The organism is Streptosporangium sp. NPDC002721, from assembly GCF_042888905.1.
Taxonomy (GTDB): Bacteria; Actinomycetota; Actinomycetes; order Streptosporangiales; family Streptosporangiaceae; genus Streptosporangium.
Map to the genome: position 1 here is coordinate 84,958 of NZ_JBIAQI010000015.1, position 21,276 is coordinate 106,233.

Sequence of the window (21,276 nt, forward strand, 5' to 3'; positions counted from 1 at the left end):
GGCCTCCGCCCCCGGGGGCGAACAGGGATCAGAGCTCGAAGCGGGCCACCCGGCGGAGCTTGTTCATGGCGTCCAGGGCGGCGACCTTGTAGGATTCGGCCAGGGTGGGGTAGTTGAAGACGGCGTCGACCAGGTAGTCGATGGTGCCGCCGCAGCCCATGACGGCCTGGCCGATGTGCAGGAGTTCGGTGGCGCCGGTGCCGAAGACGTGCACGCCGAGCAGGGCGCGGGTGTCCGGGGAGACCAGGAGCTTCAGCATGCCGTAGGTGTCGCCGATGATCTGGCCCCTGGCCAGCTCGCGGTAGCGGGAGATGCCGACCTCGAAGGGAACGTGGGAGGCGGTCAGCTCGTCCTCGGTGGGACCGATGAAGCTGATCTCGGGGATCGTGTAGATGCCGATCGGCTGCAGGTGGTGGATGCCGCGCAGCGGCTCCCCGCAGGCGTGGTGGGCGGCGATGCGGCCCTGCTCCATGGAGGTGGCGGCCAGGGAGGGGAACCCGATGACGTCGCCGACGGCGTAGATGTGCGGCACGGTGGTGCGGTAGTGCTCGTCGACCTGGATGCGGCCCCGGGCGTCGGCGGCGAGCTCCGCGGCCTCCAGAGCGAGCTCGTCGGTCATGCCGTGGCGTCCGGCCGAGTACATCACCGTCTCGGCGGGGATCCGCTTGCCGCTCTCCAGCACGGTCAGCGCGCCCCGGGGACGGCGCTCCACGGCGGCGACGGTCTCGCCGAAGCGGAAGGTCACCGCGAGGTCGCGCAGGTGGTACTTGAGCGCCTCGACGATCTCCAGGTCGCAGAAGTCGAGCATCCGGTCACGGCGCTCGACCACCGTCACCTTGGTGCCCAGCGCGGCGAACATGGAGGCGTACTCGATGCCGATCACCCCGGCGCCCACGACCACCATCGAGTCGGGGATGTCCTGCAGCTGCAGGATGCCGTCCGAGTCGATGATGGTGTGGCCGTCGAACTCCACGGTGTCGGGGCGGGCCGGGCGGGTGCCGGTGGCGATGACGATCTTGTCGGCGGTGACCTTGGTCTCGTGGCCGTGCTCGTCGACGACACCGATCGTGTGCGGGTCCACGAAGTGGCCGTGCCCGTTGAGCGTCGTCACGTGGTTGCGCGACAGCTGGCTGCGGATCACGTCGATCTCGCGGCCGATCACGTGCTGGGTGCGGATCCCCAGGTCGGCCGCGGTGATCTCGTCCTTCACCCGGTAGCTCTGGCCGTACATGCCGCGCTGGTTGAGGCCCGTCAGGTGCAGGACGGCCTCGCGCAGTGTCTTGGAGGGGATGGTGCCGGTGTTGATGCAGACCCCGCCGAGCATGTTGCGCCGCTCGACGAGCGCGACACGCCGTTCGAGTTTCGCAGCGGCGATCGCGGCCTTCTGCCCGCCCGGCCCGGACCCGAGAACGAGGACGTCAAAATCCCACATAGGCCCCAGTGTGAGGGCAGGAGGCGATCTCAGCCAGACTCATGGAACACCGGATCGTGTCAGTCTCGTTAACACCGCCTCACGCCGGATGTCTCACACCTCCGCGCCGACCTTGTCCACGATCGCGGTCGCCCCCTCCTTCCTCGCGCAGTGGGCGCAGCAGAACCAGCGCTGCCCGGCCTCGACGCCGTGCCCGACGATCCGGACCCCGCAGTGCTCGCAGATGGGCGCCATCCGCTGGATCGCGCACTCGAAGCTGTCGAAGATGTGCACCTTGCCCTGGGCGTGCACCTCGAAGCTCATGTCGTAGTCGTTACCGCACGTCTCACAGCTCGCCATGTTTCCCCCGAAGACCAATGGCATTCCCGGTGAAGGTTCTACCCAGGTATCCGCAGGTCAGACCACCCGTCCCGCCATGAGTGCCCCGGCGACCACCACGAGTGCCAGTATCAGCGCGACCGGCAGCAGGGGAAGCAGCCGGTCGAACCTGTCGCGCGCCGCGAGGCGGGCGCGGTTGGCCTCGACCCACTCCCCCAGGCGCGGCCAGGCGTACGGGAGCGCCTGGTGGACCAGGCGCGCCTCGTCCCCCTCGTGGGCGACCAGCCCCGCGAAGCCGCGCAGGACGCGCTCGGATCCGGCGGGCACCCTGGCCTCGCGGGCGACCGGCTGCCCGTCGGGGGCGAGGGCGACGAGCCTGAGGAACACCGCGGGCGCGCGCTCCCGGTCCGCGGGGCCGAGCGCGGCGTACGCGGACTCGGCCAGCGCCCCCAGCCCGGGGTCGTCGCAGGCCGTACGGATCCCGGCGGCCACCTCGGTCCCCGCCCGAAGCAGCGCCGCGGTGCCGGGGTCCGGGGCGCCTCCGGGGAGCAGGGCGATCAGCAGGTCGCGGGCGGCGGGCCTGGCGCGGGGGTCCTTGGCGAGCGCCGCGGCGGCCAGCGGCCGCAGGAAGCCGGGCAGCGAGCCCAGGTCGGGGTCGAGCGAGAGGATGCGGTGCATCACCGCGCCCAGGCTGCCCGCGGCGAACGGGTCCTCTCCGGTCGCGGCGTACAGCACGATCCCGCCCCAGGCGAACACGTCGGCGGCCGGGCCCGCCGCGCCGCCGGTGAAGACCTCGGGCGCCGTGTACGACGGCACGCGCGTCCTGAGCTTGCCGGCCGTCAGCGACGTCATCCGCCCGGGGGCCATCCCGAACCCGGTGACCCTGGGACCGTCCCCGCCGAGGATCACGTTGTCGGGCGTGAGGTCGCGGTGGACCACCCCGGCGTCGTGGAGGGCGGTCAGCGCGGTGGCGACCGCGGCCGCGAGACCGCGCAGGTCGTCGTCGCCGAAGACCCGCCCGGCCCGGCGCAGGCTGGGGCCCTCCACGTACTCGCTCACGATGTACGGCCTGGGCCCGTCGAGGTCGGCGTCCAGCACGTTCGCCGTGCAGGACGAGGTGACGAGGCGGGCGGCGGCGGCCTCGGCCGGGGCACCGTCCCCCGGGCGGCCGTGCAGGACCCGCACGGCGACCCGTCCCCCGCCCTGGTCGTACCCCTCGTAGACCACGCCCAGGACACCCGTCCCCAGCCGCCCGGCGAGACGGTAGCCGCCCAGCCGCCACGGGTCGCCCACGATCAAGTCCTTCGCCACTCTCATGCGGTGTTTGATGCGACCCGCGGAAAGAATGTTTCCTTTGACGAGGGGCGAGTGACGGGGACGCACATCGAGGCGAGGCGAGGCGCGGCTACGGCCGCGGTCCCGGCCGGGCCGGATCGGATCGCCGCCGCGCTGTCAGCGCGTCGCCGTCCTCGGAGGCCGGGGACGGTCTCGCGTTCGCGTCCGGGCGGGACCCCGCCGCGCACGACGTACGGGCCGTCGCGAGGCACGACGATCCGTCGCCGGTCGCCGGGACCTCGCGGAGTTCGGGTGCCACGTACTCGAAGGTCGGACCGGCCGTCCTGCCTCCCTCGTCGGGCATCCGCATCAGGGCCAGGGCCTGCGTCTTGAGCGCGTACATGGTGCCGGTCGCGACCGTGAGCGTCTCCGGGCTGCCGTTGAAGGCCTGTTCGAGCTGGTGCAGGACGGCGCAGTAGGTGTGGTTGAACCTCTCCTGGGCGATCCGGATCGGGCTGCCCGGAGCGTGGTCGGAGAGACGTGGGTTGCGCCGCATCGGACGGACGCCGGCGAGGTCCATGGGGATCGCCGCGCCGGTGGGCCCCGAGCGCGGGGTGTCGCCACGCCGGTAGCGCCGGCCCACCCTGAGTTCCTCGAACCGGTAGTAGTGCGCGACCTCCTCCCGGCCGGGATGGAGGACGTCCTGGTCCCCGTCCCAGACCTCGGCGTGAGCCATGCCCTCGCCCTGCTCGACGATCTCCTCCAGCGCCGCCAGCGCCGACGCCAGGTCCCTGACCGCGACCAGCCGCCCGGCGCTGTGCCGGAAGTGCTCGGCGGTCGCCTGGCGGGCCGGGTCGCCGCGGAAGACCTCCCGCTCGCCGAGCCGGGCGCACAGGTGGCGCAGCCCTTCCTCGATCGCGCCGTAGAACTGCCCGATCGTCTCGTAGCCGTCGCCCTCCACGGGGGCGCCGGGCGGCGCGGGCCGTTCGATCCGGAGGAACATCCCGAGCGCCTCCGCGCCGAACGGGACCAGTGACAGCTGCAGGGAACGGTCCCCGTGGGGCATCGGCCGGGGATGGGGCGGCAGCATCTGCGGGGTGTCCAGCAGCGGCCGCCCGCCGACGGCGTTGAGCAGGTTCGCGGCCAGCGCCAGGTGGAGCATCTCCTCGACGAAGACGCCGCTCACCAGCTCGACCGCTTCGGGGTTCCGCTCCGGGTCGAGCGAGTAGAGGGCGTAGAGGTACGGGGGCAGGGTCGCGTGTTCCAGCTCGATCGCCCACTGGAGGTGTCCGCGCAGGCTTTCGAGCGTGTCGATCCGTGCTGACGAGGGAGCAGCGGCTGTCTCCTGCGATTCTGAGGGATTCATGAGTGTCTCGCTTCGGCTGTCGAAGAGGTCGGTTCCACCGGCGCCGGGCCGGCTCGGGACGGGCTCCCGCCAGGCCGGCTCGGAGCGGGGGCCGCCGGACCGGCTCGGGGCGGGGATCGCTGGGCCGGCTCGGGGCGGGTTTCTCAGGCGCGTCCGTCCGGGGGAGGACCGTCGAGGTGGGAGCCGTCGAGGTGGGAGCCATCGAGGTGGGGGCCGCCCTCCAGCGCCTCGACCGCGCCGAGAAGGCCGCGCAGGCCGATCTCGTCGCGCTGGGCGTCGGCCGGATCGAACAGCCACTCGGTGACCGGCAGGTCCATGGCCTCCTCCGGGTGGCTCGACTCGACCAGGGTGAGTTCCTCCTCGACCTCGACCTCCAGCTCGTACAGGAAGCCGTTCTCGCCGGTCGGGGTGCCCATCTTTTCCTCCGTTGTGGTTCAGGTGAACGTCATGGTGGTTCAGGGGAACGTCATGGTGGTTCGGGTGAACGTCATGGTGGTTCGGGTGGATGTCCAGCCGGACGGGTCGCCGGCGGCGGCGCCGCGGCGGGGGCCCGTCCGTGGCTCAGGCGCCGCGGGGGGCGCGGCGGTCCTCGCGCCGGGCGAGTTCCTCGTCGTCCACCAGGGTGAGCATCGGCTTGCCGGGGTCGCACAGCATCGTGACGGTGAAACGGACCCGGACGTCGTCGCGGTTGTTGCCGTCCTGGTAGTGGATGACGTCACCGCCCGGCTCCCAGAAAACCTCCCCTGCCCGGATGACGCGCTCGGGCTCGCCTTCCAGCTCGAACAGCATCTCGCCCTCCAGCACGTAGCCGAACGCCGGGCCGGAGTGCCGGTGCGGCGGCGTGCCCGGATCCCCGGGCGGGTACTCGATGACGATCGTCATCGCGTGCGCCCCCTCGGGGATGAACGGAGGCTCCGCCTCCTGCAGCGTGGTGACCGCCGTCTGCCACACGGTCGATCTCGGCCTCTGCCCGGTGTGCGGCGCGTCGTTGTCCGGCATGGGAAGTACCTCCGTGACGAAGTGACGAAGTGACGAATGGGTGGTGGAGCCGGGCCGGTGCCCGGCGGGGCGCTACTTTCCGGTGGCGGGACGGCTCTGCCAGTCGCCGTAGCGGATCTCGCCGAGCAGCGCGTCCTTGCTCTGCGGCACGAGGGTCGCCTCGTCCAGCTCGGCGCCGAAGTAGCGGGCGTGCGGGTCGGTGACGACCTCGCGAGGGTCGCCCCAGCCGGCCAGGGCGTCCAGGAAGAAGCCGTCCATCCGGAAGCGCTCGGGCCCGGCGACCTCGACCCTGCCGTTCAGCGGGGTGCCCACCGCGACCCTGCCGACCGTCCGGGCGACGTCGTCGCCCGCGACGGGCTGGAAGAAGACCGGCGCCATCCGGACCGTGCCGCCGTCGGTGGCCGCGTCGGCCATGCTGTGTGCGAACTCGAAGAACTGCGTCGCGTGCACGATCGAGTACGGGATCGACGAGTTCTCGATCAGCTTCTCCTGGGCGATCTTCGCCCGGAAGTAGCCGCTCTCGGCCAGGAGCTCGGTGCCCACCACCGACAGCGCGACATGGTGCCCCACCCCCGCGGCCGCCTCGGCGGCGAGCAGGTTGCGGGTGGAGGTCTCGAAGAACTCCAGCACCGCGGCGGCCTCGAAGGAGGGGGAGTTCGACACGTCGACCACCACCTGGGCGCCGGCCAGCACCTCGGCGAGCCCCTCGCCGGTCAGGGTGTTGACCCCGGTGTTGGGCGAGGCCGCCACCGCCTCGTGCCCCTGCTCGCCGAGCCTGGCCACGAGCTTGGATCCGATCAGACCGGTGCCGCCGATTACCACGATCCTCATGAGATGCCTTCCTGTCCCCCGAGAGCGTCCCTCGCCATCCGGTAACCAGCTAAGACAGGACAGCTTCCGCGCCTGTGACAGCTCCCTGGCAAAATCCCCCTGATCGTGAAATTCCCGGCGGAGAGCCGTCACAGGGCAGGCTCTCGCCCAAGTAACTCCAAAACCCGCGCCGGGACGGGCGGGCGAGGCGGGAAGCCCCGGCCTCGTCCCGCCCTGCGAAGATCGTTCAGGCCGGGCAGACGTCCCGGTAGGGCAGGTCCTCCAGATAGGTGCGCCACTCCTCGCGCGTCAGGGTGCGGCCCGCGCGCTCGCAGACCGCCCGCGCCATCGCCTCCGGCTCGACCGGATACTCGCTCAGGGTGCCCGCCGAGTCGACGGCGATCAGCCGGGCACCGTCGGGGCTGAACACCAGCGCCTTGAGATCGCCGGTCTGGGCGGCGACCGGCGGGCCGAGACGGCGCCCGGTCCCGACGTCCCAGATCCCCACCGACCGCTCGGTCACCGCCGCGGCGATGACGTCGCCGCGAGGTGAGTACGTCAGGCCGACCCCGGTCCCCTCCTCGCCCCGGATCATCTCGCCCACCCGCTTCCTGCCCCGGGTCTCGAACACCGAGATCCGCCCTTCCTGGTCGGCGACGGTGAAGCGGGCACCGTCCGCGCCGAAGGCGAACGCGACCGCCGGGATGCGGATGGTGGACGAGCCGTAGGTGTCGCCGAACGGCTTGCCGGTGCCCGCGTCCAGCAGCCGGTGCTCGCCTCCCGCGACCGCGAGCGCCGCGCCGTCCGGGGTGAACGCCAGCTTCTCGACCGTCTCCTGGGGCCGCGACCAGCGGAGCCGCCCGCTGGGCACGTCCCAGACGTGGATCTCCCCCTCGGGCTGCGTCGCGGCGTCGTAGTAGCGGGTGTACGAGGCCACGGCGGTGCCGTCGGCGCTCATCGCCACCGCCTCCGCCGAACCGCTGCGGGTGAGGGTGGCGACGGTGATCCGCTTGGAGGTGGAGGTGTCCCAGACGGTGAGCCAGGGTTTGTCCATGCCGCCGTTGACCGCCAGCCGCCCGCCGTCGGCGCTGAAGGCCATCCTGAAGTAGCCGTCGTCGCCCTCGGGCCCGACGTCCAGCGAGCCCAGGCGTTCGCGCCGCCGGACGTCGCGGATCACGACCTCGCTCGCCCCGTCCGCCCTGGAGGCGAGGAACCGCCCGTCGGGGCTGAGGGCCGCCCAGTGGGTCCCCGGCCCCTTCAGGGTGACGGGTCTGGTCAGCGCGGAGACGTCGAGGCTCGTCACCGCGTCCTCCGTGAGGTAGCGCAGGGTGCGCCCGTCCGGGTCGAAGGCCACGACGGGCTCGTACGCGTCGATCCGCTGGGTGAGCAGCAGCCTGCCGTCCTGGACCCGCCAGAGCCGCAGGGCCGTATTCGTCGCCGTGGCCAGGAAGCGCCCGTCGGAGCTGAAGACGAGTTCGTCGGTCGCGCCCTCCTCGAAGCCGGTGTCCCGCTTCTCCCCGGTGAACGCGTCACGCAGCTCGATGTTTCTCCCCCTGCCGACGGCGACGGTCGCGCCGTCCGGGCTGTAGGCCACCCTCGGGGAGCAGAGGCCGCAGAGGCCCCCCAGCGGGATCCTGCGCAGGTCTCCCAGGGTGAAGGCCACCGCCTCGCGGCTGATGCCCCCGGCCGCGAGCCCGCGCCCGTCCGCCGAGACGTCGGCGCTGATGACTCCCCCGATCGGGGAGCGCCTCTGGCCGGTCACGATGTTCCAGGCGATGAACCCCTCTCCCTGCCTGACCAGCAGCCAGTCCTCCGACCGTCCGAAGAACGCGACGGTGTCGCCGCCCGCGGTCAGGCCCTGGACCCGCATGACGGCGCCGGTCGGCCTGCCGGTCCGCACGTCCCAGATCCTCAGCCTCTCGCCGCTGATCACGGCGAGCCTTCCGCCCTCCGGGCTCAGCGCGATCCCGCGCAGTTCGCCGCCGATCCCGGTGAGGCCGCCGGTGCGCCTGCCGGTGCGCACGTCCCAGACGCGTGCCTCGCCGTCGCTCGCGCTGACGAGGGTGCGCCCGTCGGCGCTCAGCTCCCTGAGGGTCTGTATCCCCGTCGCCGGGTCGCGGAAGGTCGCCGTCTCCCGCTGGGCCAGCGAACCGGCCAGGCTCGCCCTCGCCTCGACCACCGGCGACAGCCGCCAGGCGGCCACGCTGAGCAGCATCGCCGTGACCGGCTCGGCGACCCGCAGCGTCTCGGCCGTCGCGGCGAGCCCGGCGGCCGTCGCCTGGTCGCGCTGGGAGGCGATGACGGCGCTGCGCGCGTCGGCCACCCTGCTCTGCTGCACCGCGAACGCCCCGGCGGCCAGCGCGACGACCAGCAGCACCGCCAGCGTGCCCGAGAGCATCCTGCCCCTGCGGGCGCGGCGCCGGGTGAGGGCGGCGCCCGCCTCCAGGAAGTCGCGCTCGACCGGGCTGAGCGTGATGTTGCGCCGCCCGGTGGCCGCCCAGCGCATCGCGTTCTCCAGGCTGCCGCCCTGGAACAGGTCCCCGTCCCTGCGCCCCTGGAGCTGCCAGCGCCGCGCGGCGGTGAGGATGCCCCGGTGCACGGCCAGGCCGTCCCGGTTGGCCTGGACCCACGCGCGCAGCCTGGGCCAGGCCTGCGGCAGCGCGGGCCGCGACAGCCACACCTCCCGGTCGTCGTGGGCGAGCAGGTACGCGAAGACCTCCACCAGGCGTCGTACCGCGGCGGCCTCGCCCTCCCGGCGCCCGTCGAGGAGCTCGGCCCACTGCGCCTGGCGCACGATCAGCTGGTCCTCGTCGGTCACGGTGACCAGCCGCAGGAAGATCTCGGGGGCCAGCTCCCGCTCGGCGGGGCCGAGCGCGACGTAGGCGTCCTCGGCGAGGGTGCCGAGCGCGGGGTCGGCCGAGGTCGCGCGGATCCGGGCTCCGGCGTCGCTGCCCGCCGCGAGCAGCCTCGGGGTGTCGGCGGTGCCGTCACCGCTGACCAGGGCGAGCAGCAGGTCCCTCGCGGTGGGCCTCGCCCCGGGGTCCTTGGCGAGCGAGGCGGCGACGAACGGCCGCAGGTGCTCGGGGAGCATGTCCAGCTGGGGCTGCACCGACAGCACGCGGTGCATGATCCCGCCCAGGCTCTCGGCGCGGAACGGGTCGGCGCCCGTCGCGGCGAAGACCATGATCCCGCCCCAGGCGAAGACGTCGACGGCCGCAGTCGCGCGCTGGCCCATGAAGATCTCGGGGGCCATGTAGGTCGGGGTGCCCGCCACCATGCCGGTCGCGGTCAGCGACATGTCCTCGGTGCGGGCGACACCGAAGTCGATCACCCGCGGGCCGTCCGGGCCCAGCAGGACGTTGTCGGGCTTGAGGTCGCGGTGGATCACCCCGGCCTCGTGGACGGCGGTCAGCGCGGTGGCGATCGCGGTCGCGAGGCGGTGCAGGTCGCCCCCGGTGAAGCGGCGGCCCTCCGCGACGGCCTTGCGCAGGCTGGGGCCCTCCACGTACTCGCTGACGATGTAGGGCCTGGGCCCGTCGAGGTCGGCGTCCAGCACGCCCGCCGTGCAGAACGAGGCCACCCGGCGAGCGGCGGCGGCCTCGCGGCCGAACCGGTCGCGCAGCTCGGGGTCGGTCCCGGCGTCGCCGTGCAGGACCTTCACCGCGACCCGCGTGCCCTCGGCGTCGTACGCCTCGTAGACCACGCCCTGGCCGCCCGCGCCCAGCCGCCCGGCCAGCCAGTAGCCGCCCAGCCGCTGCGGGTCACCGTCGATAAGTGTCGTACTCAAACTCACTCTCCGTTCGCCGGTGGGTTGGACGCCCGGGAAGACGGCGAGGTTCGGGCGATGTCACACACTTGGAACATGTCTCGTCCTCCTTACGTGAACGGTGACGAAGCTCTCGCGGCGGAGTTCGCGGCCATCCGGCCACGGCTGGTCGGCGTGGCCTACGGCCTGCTCGGCAGCGTCCACGAGGCCGAGGACGTGGTCCAGGATGCCTGGTTCAGGCTGGGCAGGGCGGCGCGTTCGGAGATCGAGGACGTCACGGGCTGGCTGGTGATCACAGTATCGAGACTCGCGCTGGACGTACTGCGTTCGGCGCGCGTACGGCGCGAGAAGTACGTCGGGCCGTGGCTGCCGGAGCCGGTGGTGGGCGAGGGCGACCCCGCCGACAGGGTGACCCTGGACGAGTCGATGAGCCTGGCGATGCTGGTGGTGCTGGAGTCGCTCAGCCCCGCCGAGCGCACCTCCTTCGTCCTGCACGACGTGTTCGGGCTGTCGTTCGAGGAGGTGGCGCGCGCGGTCGGGCGCTCCGCCGCCGCGTGCCGGCAGCTCGCCGCCCGTGCCCGCCGGCACGTCGCGGCGCGGGCGCCCCGCTTCGAGGTCGACGAGGCCGAGCACCGCAGGGTGGTCGAGGCCTTCGCGCGGATCGTCCGCGACGACGGCGACGACGGCGACGGCGGCGGCATCGACGCGCTGATGGCGCTGCTCGATCCGGACGTGGTGCTGCGCAGCGACGGCGGCGGGGTGGTCGGCTCGGCCCGGAGGCCGGTCCGCGGCTCCGACCGGGTGGGCCGCTTCATGCTCGGGGTCATCAGGAAGTCCGGCGACCCCGAGGGTCTGGCGGTGACCACGGTCAACGGCCGGGCCGGACTGCTGTGGGTGCGGGGCAAGGGGCTCGTCGTCTACGGGCTGACCGTCTCCGAGGGCCGGATCACCGAGATCGACATCGTGATGAACCCGGAGAAACTGAGGAGTGTTCGATGAAAGAGCGGATGAACGTCGCCGAGCTCGCCCCCGAGGCCTATCGGGCCATGCTGAGGCTGGAGAGGTACCTGACGGAGAGCGGGCTGCCGCACGCCACGAAGGAGCTGGTCAAGCTGCGGGTCAGCCAGATCAACGGCTGCGGCTTCTGCGTCGACATGCACTCCCACGACGCGAAGGCGGCCGGGGAGAGCGACGAGCGGCTGTTCGCGGTGGCGGCCTGGCGCGAGACCCCCTTCTTCAGTGACGCCGAGCGGGCGGCCCTCGCCCTGGCCGAGGAGGCCACCCGGCTCAGCGACCGCGGCGAGACGGTGCCGGACGAGGTGTGGGACGAGGCCGCCCGGCACTACGAGCCGGAGGTGCTGGCCGCGCTGGTCGTGACGATCTCGACGATCAACGCGTGGAACCGGATCGCCGTCACCACCCGCATGGTCGCGGGAACCCTGCGTAGCCGAAACGGTTGATCGGGAGGGGCGGGGCGGACTAGGTTTGGCTCGCACGGGCGACCGTGCGGGCCGGGCGTCCGAGCGACCGGCGGACAGGCGTCACAGGACGCGGAGCACGGCGAGCCCCGGAAGGGGGAAGATCATGCGGCGACGCACCAGGATCACCCGGCGGCGGAGACCGCACCGCCGCGACCGCGCCTCCGGCCTGGATCTGCGATCCCCCTCGGGGCGCCCACTCCCCTACTGACCTGGTCTTTACGGCAGTCTTATGCGGCGATCTGTAGATACTTCTTATAACGGAACAATCACGCCGGGGGGCTCAATGAAGAGACTTGTGGTCGTGCCACCATATGTCGCACGGCTCAAGATCAGGGACATTCGTTCCGCGACACGCCGGGGGGTCACCGGCGATGCCAAGGTCGTCGACCTCAGCGCCTACACGGGCCGTAACGTCCTGCGCTTTCCACGGACGAGCGGCCCCACCTCCGCCGCCTGACCCGTCCGGCCTCCTCGCGAAAGACCCGCCACGGCGGGTCTTTCTCCGTTCGGGCCACGGGTTGGCCGCAGATCCTCCCGCGACGGCCCCGACCGGTGACGTCCGGGTTACGTACGGGTTGTGCGAGGCGTCCTGACGCCCAGGTCACCTGGTTGAATACTGCTCCATGAGCGAATTGTCCGCGACCGAGCGCACCCGGCACCGGCGCCTGCGGCACAAGGGCCGCACCGACCGCGCCGCCCTGTACGAAGTGCTGGGCGCCGGGTTCGTCTGCCACCTGGGAGTGATCTCGGAAGGCGTGCCCATGGTGGTCCCCACGGTCTACGGCTTCGACACCGACCACCTCTACGTGCACGGTTCGGTGACCAGCAGGAGCCTGACCGGCCGGGTGCCCGCGCGGCGGTCCGCCGGACCCGAGTCCGAGTCCGGATCCGGGTCCGGGTCCGGATCCGAAGACGCGGACACCGACACCGACGCCGACGCCGACACCGACGCGGACGTGTCAGGGGCCGCGGCGGGCGCGGGCCTGGGGACGGTCTGCGTGACCGTCACCCACGTGGACGGCCTCGTCCTGGCCAGGTCGGTGTTCGAGCACGGCGTCAACTACCGCTCCGCGATGGTCTACGGCGTGCCCAGGGTCCTGGAGGGCGAGGAGAAACTGTCCGCGCTGCGGACCCTGACCGAGCACGCCGCCCCCGGCCAGTGGGACTACGCCAGGCGGCCCAGCCGCAAGGAGCTCGCCGCGACGACGATCCTCGCGATCTCCCTGGCCGAGGCGTCGGTCAAGGTGAGTTCGGGGCCCCCCGACGACGGCGAGGGGCCCGACGCCGAGCTGGGGCTCTGGGCGGGCCGGCTGCCCCTGGCCACCACCTGGCTGGCCCCGGTCGCCGACCCCCTGCTCCCGGCCGGGATCGCCCCGCCCGACCACATCGCCGCCCGGGCGGGCACACGGGCCACCTGACCTGCCTGTCCGGGCGGGACGTTCGCGGACTCCGAGCTCAGCGCCCCGGCGCCTTGGACCCGTACCCGCTCCGGCCCGAGGTCGCCGACACGAAGTCCGCGAACGTCCCGCGCCCGTCGGGGTGGTCCGGCGCGAGGTGGGCGTCCCCCCGGAAGGCGGCGGCCACCCGGCCCGGCAGGGGCAGCGACACGACGGGCCTGCGCCGGCCGGTGACGCGCAGGTAGGTCCGTGCGAGCCCTGCGACGCTCACGATCTCGGGGCCGCCCATGTCGGGCACCCTCCCGGCGGGCGCGCCCAGCGCCAGCTCCACCAGCCGCTCCGCGACCTCCTCGACCTCCACCGGCTGGAGCCTCGTCCCGCCGGGAACGGGCATGACCGGCGCCTTCGCCAGCGTCTCCAGCGCGAACAGGACCAGGTTGTGGAACTGCGTCGTGCGCAGCACGGTGTACGGCAGCCCCGACTCCTCGACGACCCTCTCGGCCTCGTACTTGCGCCGGTAGTACGAGTACGGGTGCCCCTCGACACCGACGATGGAGATGTAGAGCAGGTGGGTGCCCGGGGACGCCGCGGCGACCAGCCGGCGGGTGCCCTCGACGTCCACCGAGGGGTCGCGCGGGTCGCTGGCGAGGTGGACGACCGTGCCGACCCCGTCGAGGGCGGCGGTGAGCCCCTCCCCCGTCCCCAGGTTTCCGATGTGGGATCCGCGCGTGCGGCTCAGCACGCGGGCGGGGTGACCGGCCGCGCCGAGCCGGTCCACGACATGGCGGCCGAGAGCGCCCGTACCGCCGGTGACAAGGATGTTTTCCGTCATGCCCCTAAGAACCGGTGAGCCCCCGCAGATGTGACAGCTTCTCCGGGTTGAGCACGGTGCGCACCCCGGCGATCAGCCCGCCGGAGACCTCGAACACGAAGACCGCGACGAGCTCTCCCTCACGCCAGGCGATGATCGCCTCCTGGCCGTTGAGGTCGGCGCGGCCGAACTCCACGCCCTCCCCGAACTTGACGGCGACCCCGGCGAGGTAGCGGACGACCCGCTCCCGGCCCGTGACCGGCCGCAGCGCGGCCTTCACCCTGCCTCCGCCGTCGGCCCAGGAGACCACGTCCTCGGCGAGCAGCCGCTCCAGCCCGGCCAGGTCACCGCTCGTGGCGGCCGTCAGGAACCCCTCGACGATCCTGCGCCGCTGCTCGCCTGGGGCGTCGAACCTCGGAGCCTCGCCGACCCTGCGCCGGGCCCTGCCGTACAGCTGGCGGCAGTTGGCCTCGGACAGGTCCAGCACGTCGGCGATCTCGCGGTACCCGTACGAGAAGGCCTCGCGCAGCACGAACACGGCCCGCTCGGCGGGGGTGAGCCGTTCCAGCAGGAGCATGAAGGCCATCGACACCGCGTCACGCTGCTCGGCGCTCTCCAGCGGGCCGAGCGCGCCGGTCGGCGCGGGCTCGGGGAGCCAGAAGCCGACGTAGCGCTCGCGGGTGGCGCGGGCGGCGGACAGCCGGTTGAGGCAGAGGTTGGTGACCACCTTGGCCAGCCAGGCCCCGGGCGTGACGATGCTCGCGCGCTCGGCGCCGCTCCAGCGCAGGTAGGCGTCCTGGACGACGTCCTCGGCCTCGCCGGCCGACCCGAGCATCCGGTACGCCAGGCCGAACATCTTCGGCCGCTCCGCCTCGAACTCCTCGAACTCCTCGCTCACCCGACCAGGGTGCCAGAAGGGCGCGGGCGGGCGGTGCGCCCGCGTCACCCGGCTGGTCCGCTGGCTCGCCTCCGACGACGACGCCTGGATCACCGGCCAGGTGCTCAACTCCGAGGGCGGCTTCCGCCGCTGGGCGATGTGACGCTTCGGACGGCGAGCCGTCCTGGGCTCATGACGACCTCATGACGCCCCGAACCGCCTGCCGCCGGGACGCGACCTCGTGGCGACCGCGTGACACCCCGAACGGCGAGCGGGCTGCCCGGAGACGACCTCCGGGCAGCCGCGATCGTCACTTCTCGCCGGCCTTCTCCGGCGTCTGCGACAGCGCGCTGGCCGCGGCGGACTTCTCCGTGGCGCCCTGGTCCGGGTCCGACAGCGTCCTGGACGAGGCCGACGCCGCCTCCTGGCCGGTCTCCCCGTGGCTCTCCGGGGCCTGCGACAGCGCGCTGGCGGCGGCGGACCTCTCCTCCTCGGTCGCGTTGGGGTCGGCCAGCGTCTTGGCCGCGGCCGACGCCGCCTCGGAACCGGTCTGTCCGGAGTTGCTCGTCACGATCTCACCCTTCGTCGAAACGTGTCCGCGTCCCCCACCTCCCGGCCCGGGCGGTGGGATCGTGCGGGCTCCCGCGCCGCGCGCGATCTCGCCGTCCGTGCCGCGGCGGGCGCCGGCCCCTCACAAGGATCGGGCACCCGCCGTTCCGGCCGGTGATGACGACAGCCAGACCCGGCTACCCCGGTGATCGGGTTCCAAGCGTGAATCCTTGGATATGCGGTGATTCAGCCGGCGGCGGTGTCGCGGATCCGGCCGTGGGCGTCGTGCGGCAGGTCGGCGTAGTGCCACTGGTGGTCGCGGGCGTGCTTGCAGGCCGTCTCCAGGTCGCCGCGCTCGATCACCGCGAGCAGCTCGGCGTGGTCGCGGGCGATGTCGTGGAGGTCCACGCCGGTGGCGAGCATCGTGACCGACGTGCGCGCCTCGATCTGCAGGCCCTCCCAGGAGAGCCTGAGCAGCTCGTTGCGGGCGGCCTCGACGATGCGCCGGTGGAAGGACACGCTCGCCCGCATGGACGCCTCCCCGTCGCCCGCGACGGCCGCGGCCCGCATCGCCGCCACGTCCGATCCGAGCGCCTCCACCGGAACGGTCCCGGCGAGCAGCGCCAGCCGGATGGCCGTCTCCTCCAGCGCGGCCCGCACGACGTAGCTCTCCCTGAGAGTCTCGTGGACGAACGGGCGCACGAACGTGCCCCTGCGCGGCAGCGTCTCCACCAGCCGCATGACCTCCAGCTCGCGCAGCGCCTCGCGGACGGGGGCCTGGCTCGTGCCGTACGTCGCCGCGAGACGCGTCTCCACCAGCCGCTCACCGGGCCTGAACTGGCCTGAGACGATCCGGCTGACCAGCGAGTCACGGATCTGCCGCGACAGCGTCAGCCGCGGCAGCATGGCGGGCTCCCCGGTCGTCTCCCCCGTCGTCTCCTCGGTCATGGAGCGCATCCTACCGAGTATCGATTCTCGCTCATCGATCTCCTCTTGACCTCCCCTTGACTCCAGGACAGATCTCAGCCTACGGTTCCGATAATCAATTATCGATAGTTAACCCGCTTGTAACGCAGGGGGTCCGGACATGATGATCCAGGCGGTCCACGTGCCAGAGTCCGCCGAGGCCGTGGCGGTCCACTCGGCGAGGGGCGGTTGGATCATGGGCGGCGGCACCGTCGTGATGCCGCTGGTCAGCGGCGGGGCCGCGACCGGGAGCGAGCTGATCAGCCTGCGAAGGGCCGGGCTGTCCGGGATCGAGGTCCGCGACGGCGTGGCCAGGATCGGCGCGGCGGCTCCCCTGTCGTCCATCGAGGAGCACCCCGGCCTCGCCTTCCTGCGTCCGGCGCTGCGCACCATCGCCTCCCCGACGATCCGCAACCTGGCGACCGTGGGCGGCAACCTGTTCGTCGCGCAGCCGTACGGCGACCTGGCGGTCTGCCTGCTCGCCCTCGACGCGGTGTGCGAGATCGCCGGGCCGGACGGGCGGCGCGACGCCCCGGTGGCCGAGGTGCTCGCCTCGGGGGTCGGCGCGGGCGAGTTCGTCACGGCGGTGACGGCGGCCCTGCCCGAACCGGGGACCTGGTACTACCACAAGGCCATGCGCCGCAGGCTGAACTCGGCGTCCATCGTGACCGTCGCCTCCGTGACCCGCGTCGAGGACGGCGTGGTGGCCTCGACCAGGATCGCGCTCGGCGGCGTCGCCCCGCGCCCGGTGCGCGCGGTGTCGGCCGAGCGGCTGCTGGCTGGCCGCCCGCTGAGCCCCGAGGTCCTGACCGAGGCCGGGGAGGCGGCCCGCGCCGACACGGCGCCCTTCGACGACGCCTACGCCAGTGCCTGGTACCGGGCACGCGTCCTGCCCGTACACCTGCGCCGGGCCTTCATCCCCTAGCCTTCCCCGCGCGCCTTCCCCCGCCTCCCCGCGCCGAGCCTTCCCCCGACCGTCCCCGCGCCCGCCTCCCCATCACGTGCCCACCCCCCAGAAAGGGCCGGACAATGTCGTCACAGATCGTCTCGCTCGTCGTCAACGGCGAACCCCGGGAGTTCATCGCCAGGCCGGGGACCACCCTCCTGGCGGCCCTGCGCGACTCGCTGGGGCTCACCGCGGCCAAGCGCGGCTGCTCGCAGGGCAGCTGCGGCACCTGCACCGTGCTGGTCGACGACCGGCCCGTGACGGCGTGCCTGGTCGCCGTGGAAACGGTCTCGGACTGCTCGGTCCGCACCCTTGAGGGGGTCGCCGCGAACGGGGACCTCGACGAGGTGCAGAGCGCCTTCGTCGACAACTTCGCCACCCAGTGCGGGTTCTGCACGGCAGGGATGATCATGGTCGCCGAGGACCTGCTGGACCGCAACCCGGACCCGAGCCGGGAGGAGGTCGCCGAGGCGATCTCGGGCAACGTCTGCCGGTGCACCGGCTACCAGCCCATCATGATCGCCATCCTGGACGCGGCCAGGCGCAGGCGCGAGGAGAGCGCCGAAGGGACGGTGTCGCGATGACCTACCGGCTCGCCCCCATCGACAAGGGCTCCTTCGCCACCGAGCGCGAGGACGACGGCTTCACCGTCATCGGCTCGGTCGTCCAGCGCTCCGACGCGCTGGGGCACGTCACCGGCAGGACCGAGTTCTTCGAGGACGTCGCCCCGCGCGGGATGCTGCACCTGAAGATGCACCGCTCGGCCCGCCACCACGCCAGGATCAGGAGCGTCGACCTGAGCGGCGCCCTGGAGGTGCCCGGCGTCACGCGCGTCCTCACCCACGCCGACATCCCGAACAACATCTACACCCCGCTCAAGCTGATCGGCGTCGGGCCGGACGACGAGCCGATCCTCGCCGTGGACAAGGTCCGCTACCTCGGCGAGCCGATCTGCGCGGTGGTCGCCGAGACCGAGGCGGCGGCCCTGGAGGGCGCGGCCAGGATCAGGGTCGACTACGAGGACCTGCCCCCGGTCTTCGACGTCGAGGAGGCCCTGGCGGAGGGGGCGCCGATCGTCAACGAGTACCACGGCCGCAACTACTTCACCTACGAGGGACACCACTGCCGGCGGATCCGGTTCGGCGACGTGGAGAAGGCGTTCGCGGAGGCCGACCACGTCTTCGAGTGGCGCTACGAGTCCGCGCCGATCGAGCAGGCGCCCACCGAGACCACCGGCTGCGTGGTGGTCCCGCAGGCCGACGGCCGGTTGCGCATCCACTCCGACACCCAGGCGTGCTTCTTCACCCTCGACAACACCGCGCTCATCCTGGAGACCCCGTTCAACAAGCTGCGCGTCGTCGGCGGGACGGTCGGCGGGGGCTTCGGCGGCAAGGTCGACGTCGTCGTCGAGCCGGTCGCGTGCGTGGCCGCCATGGTGACCAACCGCCCGGTCAGGTTCGTCTACAGCAGGTACGAGGAGATGCAGGTCTCCTCCCCGCGCGCGGCCGAGCGCATCTACATCAAGGACGCCGTGATGGACGACGGCCGGATCGTCGGCCGCAAGGTCACGCTGTACGTCGACTCCGGCGCCTACGCCCGGCACACCCCGTACGGCACCACCAAGGCCGCCGCCCACCTGCCGGGCCCGTACTCGATCCCGAACGTGTGGGCCGACTGCCACTGCGTGTTCACCAACCGCACGCCGTCCAGCGCGATGCGCGGGTTCGGCGTGACCATCGGCGACTTCGCGCTGGAGTCGCAGATGGACCGGGTCGCCAGGACCCTGTCCATGGACCCGCTGCAGCTGCGCCTCCTCAACGCCTACCGCGACGGGGACCTCAAGGCCCACCGCAAGGTCGCCGAGGGCACCGCGCTGGTCGAAGTGATCCAGAAGGCCGCGGAGATGTCCGGGCACGAGCTGCCCGAGGCGTACCGCCGGATGTCCTCCACGACGCGAGAGGGGCTGTAGGCCATGGCCAGGCTGCGCGGGCGCGGATACGCGTCGGTCAACTACCCGACAGGCATGAACCTCGGCGGCGACCCCTCACAGGCGCTGATCCACGCCACGACCACGGGCACGTTCGTGATCACGCTCTCCTCGGTGGACCTCGGCCAGGGCATCAAGACGATCGCCGCGCAGTGCGCCGCCGAGACCCTCGGCCTGCCGATCGAGAACGTCCTGGTCAACACCGCCGACACCGACACCGGACCGCACTGCATGGGGACCTTCGCCAGCCGGGGCACCCACCGCGTCGGCAACGCCGTCATCATGGCGGCGGCCGAGGCGCGCGGCGTGATGCTGGAGGTCGCCGCCGAGGAGCTGGAGGTCGACGCCGGGGACCTGGAGACCGACGGCACCGGCCTCATCAAGCTCAAGGGCTCGGAGGAGCCGAGCATCCACATCACCGACCTCGCCCTGGCCGCGCACTTCAAGCACGGCCGCACGATCTCCGGACGCGGCATCTTCCTCAAGGAGCCGAGCACCCCGGTGCCCGAGACGGGAGAGATGGACCCCGACTCCTGCCAGGCGCACGCGTGCACGGTCGCCGTCGTCGAGGTGGACGACGAGACCGGGACGGTCGAGGTGCTGGAGCTGTACAACGCCTACGAGATCGGCCGGGCGCTCAACCCGGCGATGGCGACCCAGCAGGTCGAGGGCGGGGCCTGGATGGGCATGTCGCACGCCCTGTTCGAGACGACCGAGCCCTACTACCCGCGGCGCGACCACGGGCCCCGCGACTTCGCCGACTATCTCATGCCGGGACCGGCCGACATCCCCGTACAGCACAGCCTGTTCCTGGAACGCCCGGCGGGCAACGGCCCCTACGGCGCCAAGGGCATCGGCGAGATGACCGCCAACGCGCCGATCCCGGCCATCGCCAACGCCATCTTCGACGCCTGTGGCGTGCGCATCACGGCGATGCCCTTCACCCCCGAACGCGTCCTGCGCGGGCTGGACGCCCTGCGCGGGAACGCCTGAACACCCGAGTACCCGAACACCTGAGAACCCATCCGATCCGGAGGAACCGATACCCATGCTGAAAGTCGTCTCGCTGCTCAAGCGCGCGGAGCACCTGTCCCACGAGGAGTTCGCGAAGTGGGTCGTGGAGGACCACGTCGAGTTCGCCAGGAAGCTTCCCGGGCTGCGCAAGTACACGGTGAGCGTCAGCAACGGCGAGGACGCCGCGTTCGACTCGGTGAACGAGCTCTACTTCGACGACGACGCCGCCCGAGTGGCCGCGTTCGGCTCCGAGCACGGCAAGGCCGCCGCGGCCGACGCCGCCGCGCACACCACCCAGCGGATCCACCTGCTCACGACCGAGCACGCGCAACTGTGACGCCCGTCGGGGCCTCCCCGGTACCCGGCGGATCTCCGGTGGGCACCGGGGCCTCCTCGCCGGGCCGTCTCCTGGACGAGCGCGCGCTCGCCTCGGCGCTCGAACGGGAGGGGTACTTCGCCGACGAGGGCCTCTGCACGGCCGTCCACCTGGCGCTGCGGCTGGGCCGCCCGCTGCTGCTGGAGGGAGAGCCCGGCGTCGGGAAGACCGAGGTCGCCAGGGTGCTCTCGCGCGTCGTCGGCCGGGAGCTCATCCGGCTCCAGTGCTTCGAGGGGCTGGACTCCGGACAGGCTCTGTACGAGTGGGACTATCCCAAGCAGCTCCTGCAGGTCCGGGTGGCCGAGAGCCGGGGCCAGGAGGTCGGCGACCTCTACCGCGAGGAGTTCCTGCTGCGGCGGCCGCTGCTGCGAGCCCTGGAGGCCGATCGCGGCGCGGTCCTGCTGATCGACGAGATCGACCGCGCCGACAGCGAGTTCGAGGCGTTCCTGCTGGAGTTCCTGGGCGACTTCCAGATCACCGTCCCGGAGCTGGGCACCATCGGGGCGCGCACGCCGCCGGTCGTGGTGCTGACCTCCAACCGGACTCGCGAGCTGCACGACGCGCTCAAGCGGCGATGTCTCTACCACTGGATCGCCTTCCCCGAGGTCGACCGCGAGCGGGCGATCCTGCGCGCGGCCGTGCCCGGCCTGGAGGAGCGGGCCGCGGAGGGGCTGGTACGAGCCGTCCAGCGGGTACGCGCGTTGCCGCTGCTCAAACGGCCCGGCATCGCCGAGTCCGTGGAGTGGGCCAGGGGCGCGGTGGCCCTGGCCGAGGGCGGCAGCCCCTGGCCCGTGGCGCTGCGCCGCGCCCTCGGCCTGCTCATCAAGGACGAGGAGGACACCCGGCTGCTCCTCGGGCACGCGGAGGAGCTGTTCGGCGATGCCTGACCCCACCGCCCTCGCGGGA

The 21,276-nt window shown here is 72.4% G+C and carries 22 protein-coding genes; 10 read left to right on the forward strand and 12 right to left on the reverse strand.

The annotated features are described in order from the left end of the window. Nucleotides 1-28: 28 nt before the first annotated feature. The 8 genes from sthA to ACFYWM_RS22535 all read right to left on the reverse strand — a co-directional run bounded on the left by sthA (nucleotide 29) and on the right by ACFYWM_RS22535 (nucleotide 9,987). On the reverse strand, nucleotides 29-1,432 hold the full coding sequence (gene sthA, locus ACFYWM_RS22500) for a Si-specific NAD(P)(+) transhydrogenase (protein WP_389917386.1): 1,404 nt from the start codon (nucleotides 1,430-1,432) through the stop codon (nucleotides 29-31). 93 nt (nucleotides 1,433-1,525) lie between these two features. After that, the gene (locus ACFYWM_RS22505) at nucleotides 1,526-1,771 is read right to left on the reverse strand and encodes a hypothetical protein (RefSeq protein WP_389917387.1); all 246 of its coding nucleotides are present in this window, start codon (nucleotides 1,769-1,771) and stop codon (nucleotides 1,526-1,528) included. A gap of 57 nt (nucleotides 1,772-1,828) precedes the next feature. Next, entirely contained in the window at nucleotides 1,829-3,067 is a 1,239-nt protein-coding gene (locus ACFYWM_RS22510) for a protein kinase (RefSeq protein ID WP_389917388.1), read from the reverse strand. Nucleotides 3,068-3,155: 88 nt separating this feature from the next. Then, nucleotides 3,156-4,391 carry a ferritin-like protein gene (locus ACFYWM_RS22515; RefSeq protein WP_389917389.1) on the reverse strand — a complete coding sequence of 412 codons (1,236 nt, stop codon included), beginning with the start codon at nucleotides 4,389-4,391 and terminating at the stop codon, nucleotides 3,156-3,158. A gap of 143 nt (nucleotides 4,392-4,534) precedes the next feature. Next, complete coding sequence (locus ACFYWM_RS22520) at nucleotides 4,535-4,807, reverse strand: hypothetical protein (protein WP_389917390.1); 273 nt, start codon at nucleotides 4,805-4,807, stop codon at nucleotides 4,535-4,537. 145 nt (nucleotides 4,808-4,952) lie between these two features. Then, complete coding sequence (locus tag ACFYWM_RS22525) at nucleotides 4,953-5,390, reverse strand: cupin domain-containing protein (protein WP_389917391.1); 438 nt, start codon at nucleotides 5,388-5,390, stop codon at nucleotides 4,953-4,955. Between the two features lie 72 nt (nucleotides 5,391-5,462). Beyond that, nucleotides 5,463-6,221 (reverse strand): SDR family oxidoreductase, encoded by a 759-nt coding sequence (locus tag ACFYWM_RS22530; protein WP_389917392.1) that lies wholly within the window; start codon nucleotides 6,219-6,221, stop codon nucleotides 5,463-5,465. A gap of 226 nt (nucleotides 6,222-6,447) precedes the next feature. After that, complete coding sequence (locus ACFYWM_RS22535; protein WP_389917393.1) at nucleotides 6,448-9,987, reverse strand: protein kinase; 3,540 nt, start codon at nucleotides 9,985-9,987, stop codon at nucleotides 6,448-6,450. 75 nt (nucleotides 9,988-10,062) lie between these two features. Here ACFYWM_RS22535 and sigJ point away from each other — a divergent pair, with 75 nt between their 5' ends. The 4 genes from sigJ (at nucleotide 10,063) to ACFYWM_RS22555 (ending at nucleotide 12,865) form a co-directional block, all read left to right on the forward strand. Further along, nucleotides 10,063-10,965, forward strand: a complete 903-nt coding sequence (gene sigJ, locus ACFYWM_RS22540) for an RNA polymerase sigma factor SigJ (RefSeq protein ID WP_389917394.1) — start codon at nucleotides 10,063-10,065, stop codon at nucleotides 10,963-10,965. Beyond that, on the forward strand, nucleotides 10,962-11,426 hold the full coding sequence (locus tag ACFYWM_RS22545) for a carboxymuconolactone decarboxylase family protein (RefSeq protein WP_389917395.1): 465 nt from the start codon (nucleotides 10,962-10,964) through the stop codon (nucleotides 11,424-11,426). The genes sigJ and ACFYWM_RS22545 overlap by 4 nt, the downstream gene beginning before the upstream one ends. A gap of 322 nt (nucleotides 11,427-11,748) precedes the next feature. Next, a complete protein-coding gene (locus ACFYWM_RS22550; RefSeq protein ID WP_386264473.1) occupies nucleotides 11,749-11,904 on the forward strand; it encodes a hypothetical protein in 156 nt (51 codons plus the stop codon). 166 nt (nucleotides 11,905-12,070) lie between these two features. Beyond that, nucleotides 12,071-12,865 carry a pyridoxamine 5'-phosphate oxidase family protein gene (locus ACFYWM_RS22555; RefSeq protein WP_389917396.1) on the forward strand — a complete coding sequence of 265 codons (795 nt, stop codon included), beginning with the start codon at nucleotides 12,071-12,073 and terminating at the stop codon, nucleotides 12,863-12,865. A gap of 37 nt (nucleotides 12,866-12,902) precedes the next feature. On the opposite strand, the gene ACFYWM_RS22560 is transcribed toward ACFYWM_RS22555, so the two are convergent. The 4 genes from ACFYWM_RS22560 to ACFYWM_RS22575 form a co-directional block, all read right to left on the reverse strand. Then, nucleotides 12,903-13,676 (reverse strand): SDR family oxidoreductase, encoded by a 774-nt coding sequence (locus ACFYWM_RS22560; RefSeq protein WP_389917397.1) that lies wholly within the window; start codon nucleotides 13,674-13,676, stop codon nucleotides 12,903-12,905. Between the two features lie 4 nt (nucleotides 13,677-13,680). Further along, nucleotides 13,681-14,661, reverse strand: coding sequence for an RNA polymerase sigma-70 factor (locus ACFYWM_RS22565; RefSeq protein WP_389917398.1), 981 nt, complete (start codon nucleotides 14,659-14,661; stop codon nucleotides 13,681-13,683). A 181-nt stretch (nucleotides 14,662-14,842) separates the two neighbouring features. Then, complete coding sequence (locus ACFYWM_RS22570; RefSeq protein ID WP_389917399.1) at nucleotides 14,843-15,103, reverse strand: hypothetical protein; 261 nt, start codon at nucleotides 15,101-15,103, stop codon at nucleotides 14,843-14,845. A 224-nt stretch (nucleotides 15,104-15,327) separates the two neighbouring features. Then, nucleotides 15,328-16,029, reverse strand: coding sequence for a GntR family transcriptional regulator (locus ACFYWM_RS22575; protein ID WP_389917400.1), 702 nt, complete (start codon nucleotides 16,027-16,029; stop codon nucleotides 15,328-15,330). A gap of 139 nt (nucleotides 16,030-16,168) precedes the next feature. On the opposite strand from ACFYWM_RS22575, the gene ACFYWM_RS22580 reads away from it, so the two are divergent. The 6 genes from ACFYWM_RS22580 (at nucleotide 16,169) to ACFYWM_RS22605 (ending at nucleotide 21,257) form a co-directional block, all read left to right on the forward strand. Further along, nucleotides 16,169-16,972, forward strand: coding sequence for an FAD binding domain-containing protein (locus tag ACFYWM_RS22580; RefSeq protein WP_389917401.1), 804 nt, complete (start codon nucleotides 16,169-16,171; stop codon nucleotides 16,970-16,972). A 104-nt stretch (nucleotides 16,973-17,076) separates the two neighbouring features. Beyond that, nucleotides 17,077-17,577 carry a (2Fe-2S)-binding protein gene (locus tag ACFYWM_RS22585; RefSeq protein ID WP_389917402.1) on the forward strand — a complete coding sequence of 167 codons (501 nt, stop codon included), beginning with the start codon at nucleotides 17,077-17,079 and terminating at the stop codon, nucleotides 17,575-17,577. After that, on the forward strand, nucleotides 17,574-18,962 hold the full coding sequence (locus ACFYWM_RS22590) for a xanthine dehydrogenase family protein molybdopterin-binding subunit (protein WP_389917403.1): 1,389 nt from the start codon (nucleotides 17,574-17,576) through the stop codon (nucleotides 18,960-18,962). The genes ACFYWM_RS22585 and ACFYWM_RS22590 overlap by 4 nt, the downstream gene beginning before the upstream one ends. A 3-nt stretch (nucleotides 18,963-18,965) precedes the next feature. Continuing rightward, nucleotides 18,966-19,973: a xanthine dehydrogenase family protein molybdopterin-binding subunit gene (locus tag ACFYWM_RS22595; RefSeq protein ID WP_389917404.1), complete on the forward strand. Its 1,008-nt coding sequence runs from the start codon at nucleotides 18,966-18,968 to the stop codon at nucleotides 19,971-19,973. Between the two features lie 55 nt (nucleotides 19,974-20,028). Further along, entirely contained in the window at nucleotides 20,029-20,331 is a 303-nt protein-coding gene (locus ACFYWM_RS22600) for an EthD family reductase (RefSeq protein ID WP_389917405.1), read from the forward strand. A 38-nt stretch (nucleotides 20,332-20,369) separates the two neighbouring features. Then, nucleotides 20,370-21,257, forward strand: coding sequence for an AAA family ATPase (locus tag ACFYWM_RS22605; RefSeq protein ID WP_389917406.1), 888 nt, complete (start codon nucleotides 20,370-20,372; stop codon nucleotides 21,255-21,257). The last annotated feature ends 19 nt before the right edge of the window (nucleotides 21,258-21,276 follow it).

Bases quoted from the DNA above. Each gene is read 5' to 3' on its own strand.
- ACFYWM_RS22575 (WP_389917400.1), bottom strand. From the start codon at position 16,029: ATGACCGAGGAGACGACGGGGGAGACGACCGGGGAGCCCGCCATGCTG.
- ACFYWM_RS22525 (WP_389917391.1), bottom strand. From the start codon at position 5,390: ATGCCGGACAACGACGCGCCGCACACCGGGCAGAGGCCGAGATCGACC.
- ACFYWM_RS22520 (WP_389917390.1), bottom strand. From the start codon at position 4,807: ATGGGCACCCCGACCGGCGAGAACGGCTTCCTGTACGAGCTGGAGGTC.
- ACFYWM_RS22560 (WP_389917397.1), bottom strand. From the start codon at position 13,676: ATGACGGAAAACATCCTTGTCACCGGCGGTACGGGCGCTCTCGGCCGC.
- ACFYWM_RS22530 (WP_389917392.1), bottom strand. From the start codon at position 6,221: ATGAGGATCGTGGTAATCGGCGGCACCGGTCTGATCGGATCCAAGCTC.
- ACFYWM_RS22515 (WP_389917389.1), bottom strand. From the start codon at position 4,391: ATGAATCCCTCAGAATCGCAGGAGACAGCCGCTGCTCCCTCGTCAGCA.
- ACFYWM_RS22510 (WP_389917388.1), bottom strand. From the start codon at position 3,067: ATGAGAGTGGCGAAGGACTTGATCGTGGGCGACCCGTGGCGGCTGGGC.
- ACFYWM_RS22545 (WP_389917395.1), top strand. From the start codon at position 10,962: ATGAAAGAGCGGATGAACGTCGCCGAGCTCGCCCCCGAGGCCTATCGG.
- sigJ (WP_389917394.1), top strand. From the start codon at position 10,063: ATGTCTCGTCCTCCTTACGTGAACGGTGACGAAGCTCTCGCGGCGGAG.
- ACFYWM_RS22505 (WP_389917387.1), bottom strand. From the start codon at position 1,771: ATGGCGAGCTGTGAGACGTGCGGTAACGACTACGACATGAGCTTCGAG.
- ACFYWM_RS22595 (WP_389917404.1), top strand. From the start codon at position 18,966: ATGGCCAGGCTGCGCGGGCGCGGATACGCGTCGGTCAACTACCCGACA.
- ACFYWM_RS22555 (WP_389917396.1), top strand. From the start codon at position 12,071: ATGAGCGAATTGTCCGCGACCGAGCGCACCCGGCACCGGCGCCTGCGG.
- ACFYWM_RS22590 (WP_389917403.1), top strand. From the start codon at position 17,574: ATGACCTACCGGCTCGCCCCCATCGACAAGGGCTCCTTCGCCACCGAG.
- ACFYWM_RS22600 (WP_389917405.1), top strand. From the start codon at position 20,029: ATGCTGAAAGTCGTCTCGCTGCTCAAGCGCGCGGAGCACCTGTCCCAC.
- ACFYWM_RS22580 (WP_389917401.1), top strand. From the start codon at position 16,169: ATGATGATCCAGGCGGTCCACGTGCCAGAGTCCGCCGAGGCCGTGGCG.
- ACFYWM_RS22585 (WP_389917402.1), top strand. From the start codon at position 17,077: ATGTCGTCACAGATCGTCTCGCTCGTCGTCAACGGCGAACCCCGGGAG.
- sthA (WP_389917386.1), bottom strand. From the start codon at position 1,432: ATGTGGGATTTTGACGTCCTCGTTCTCGGGTCCGGGCCGGGCGGGCAG.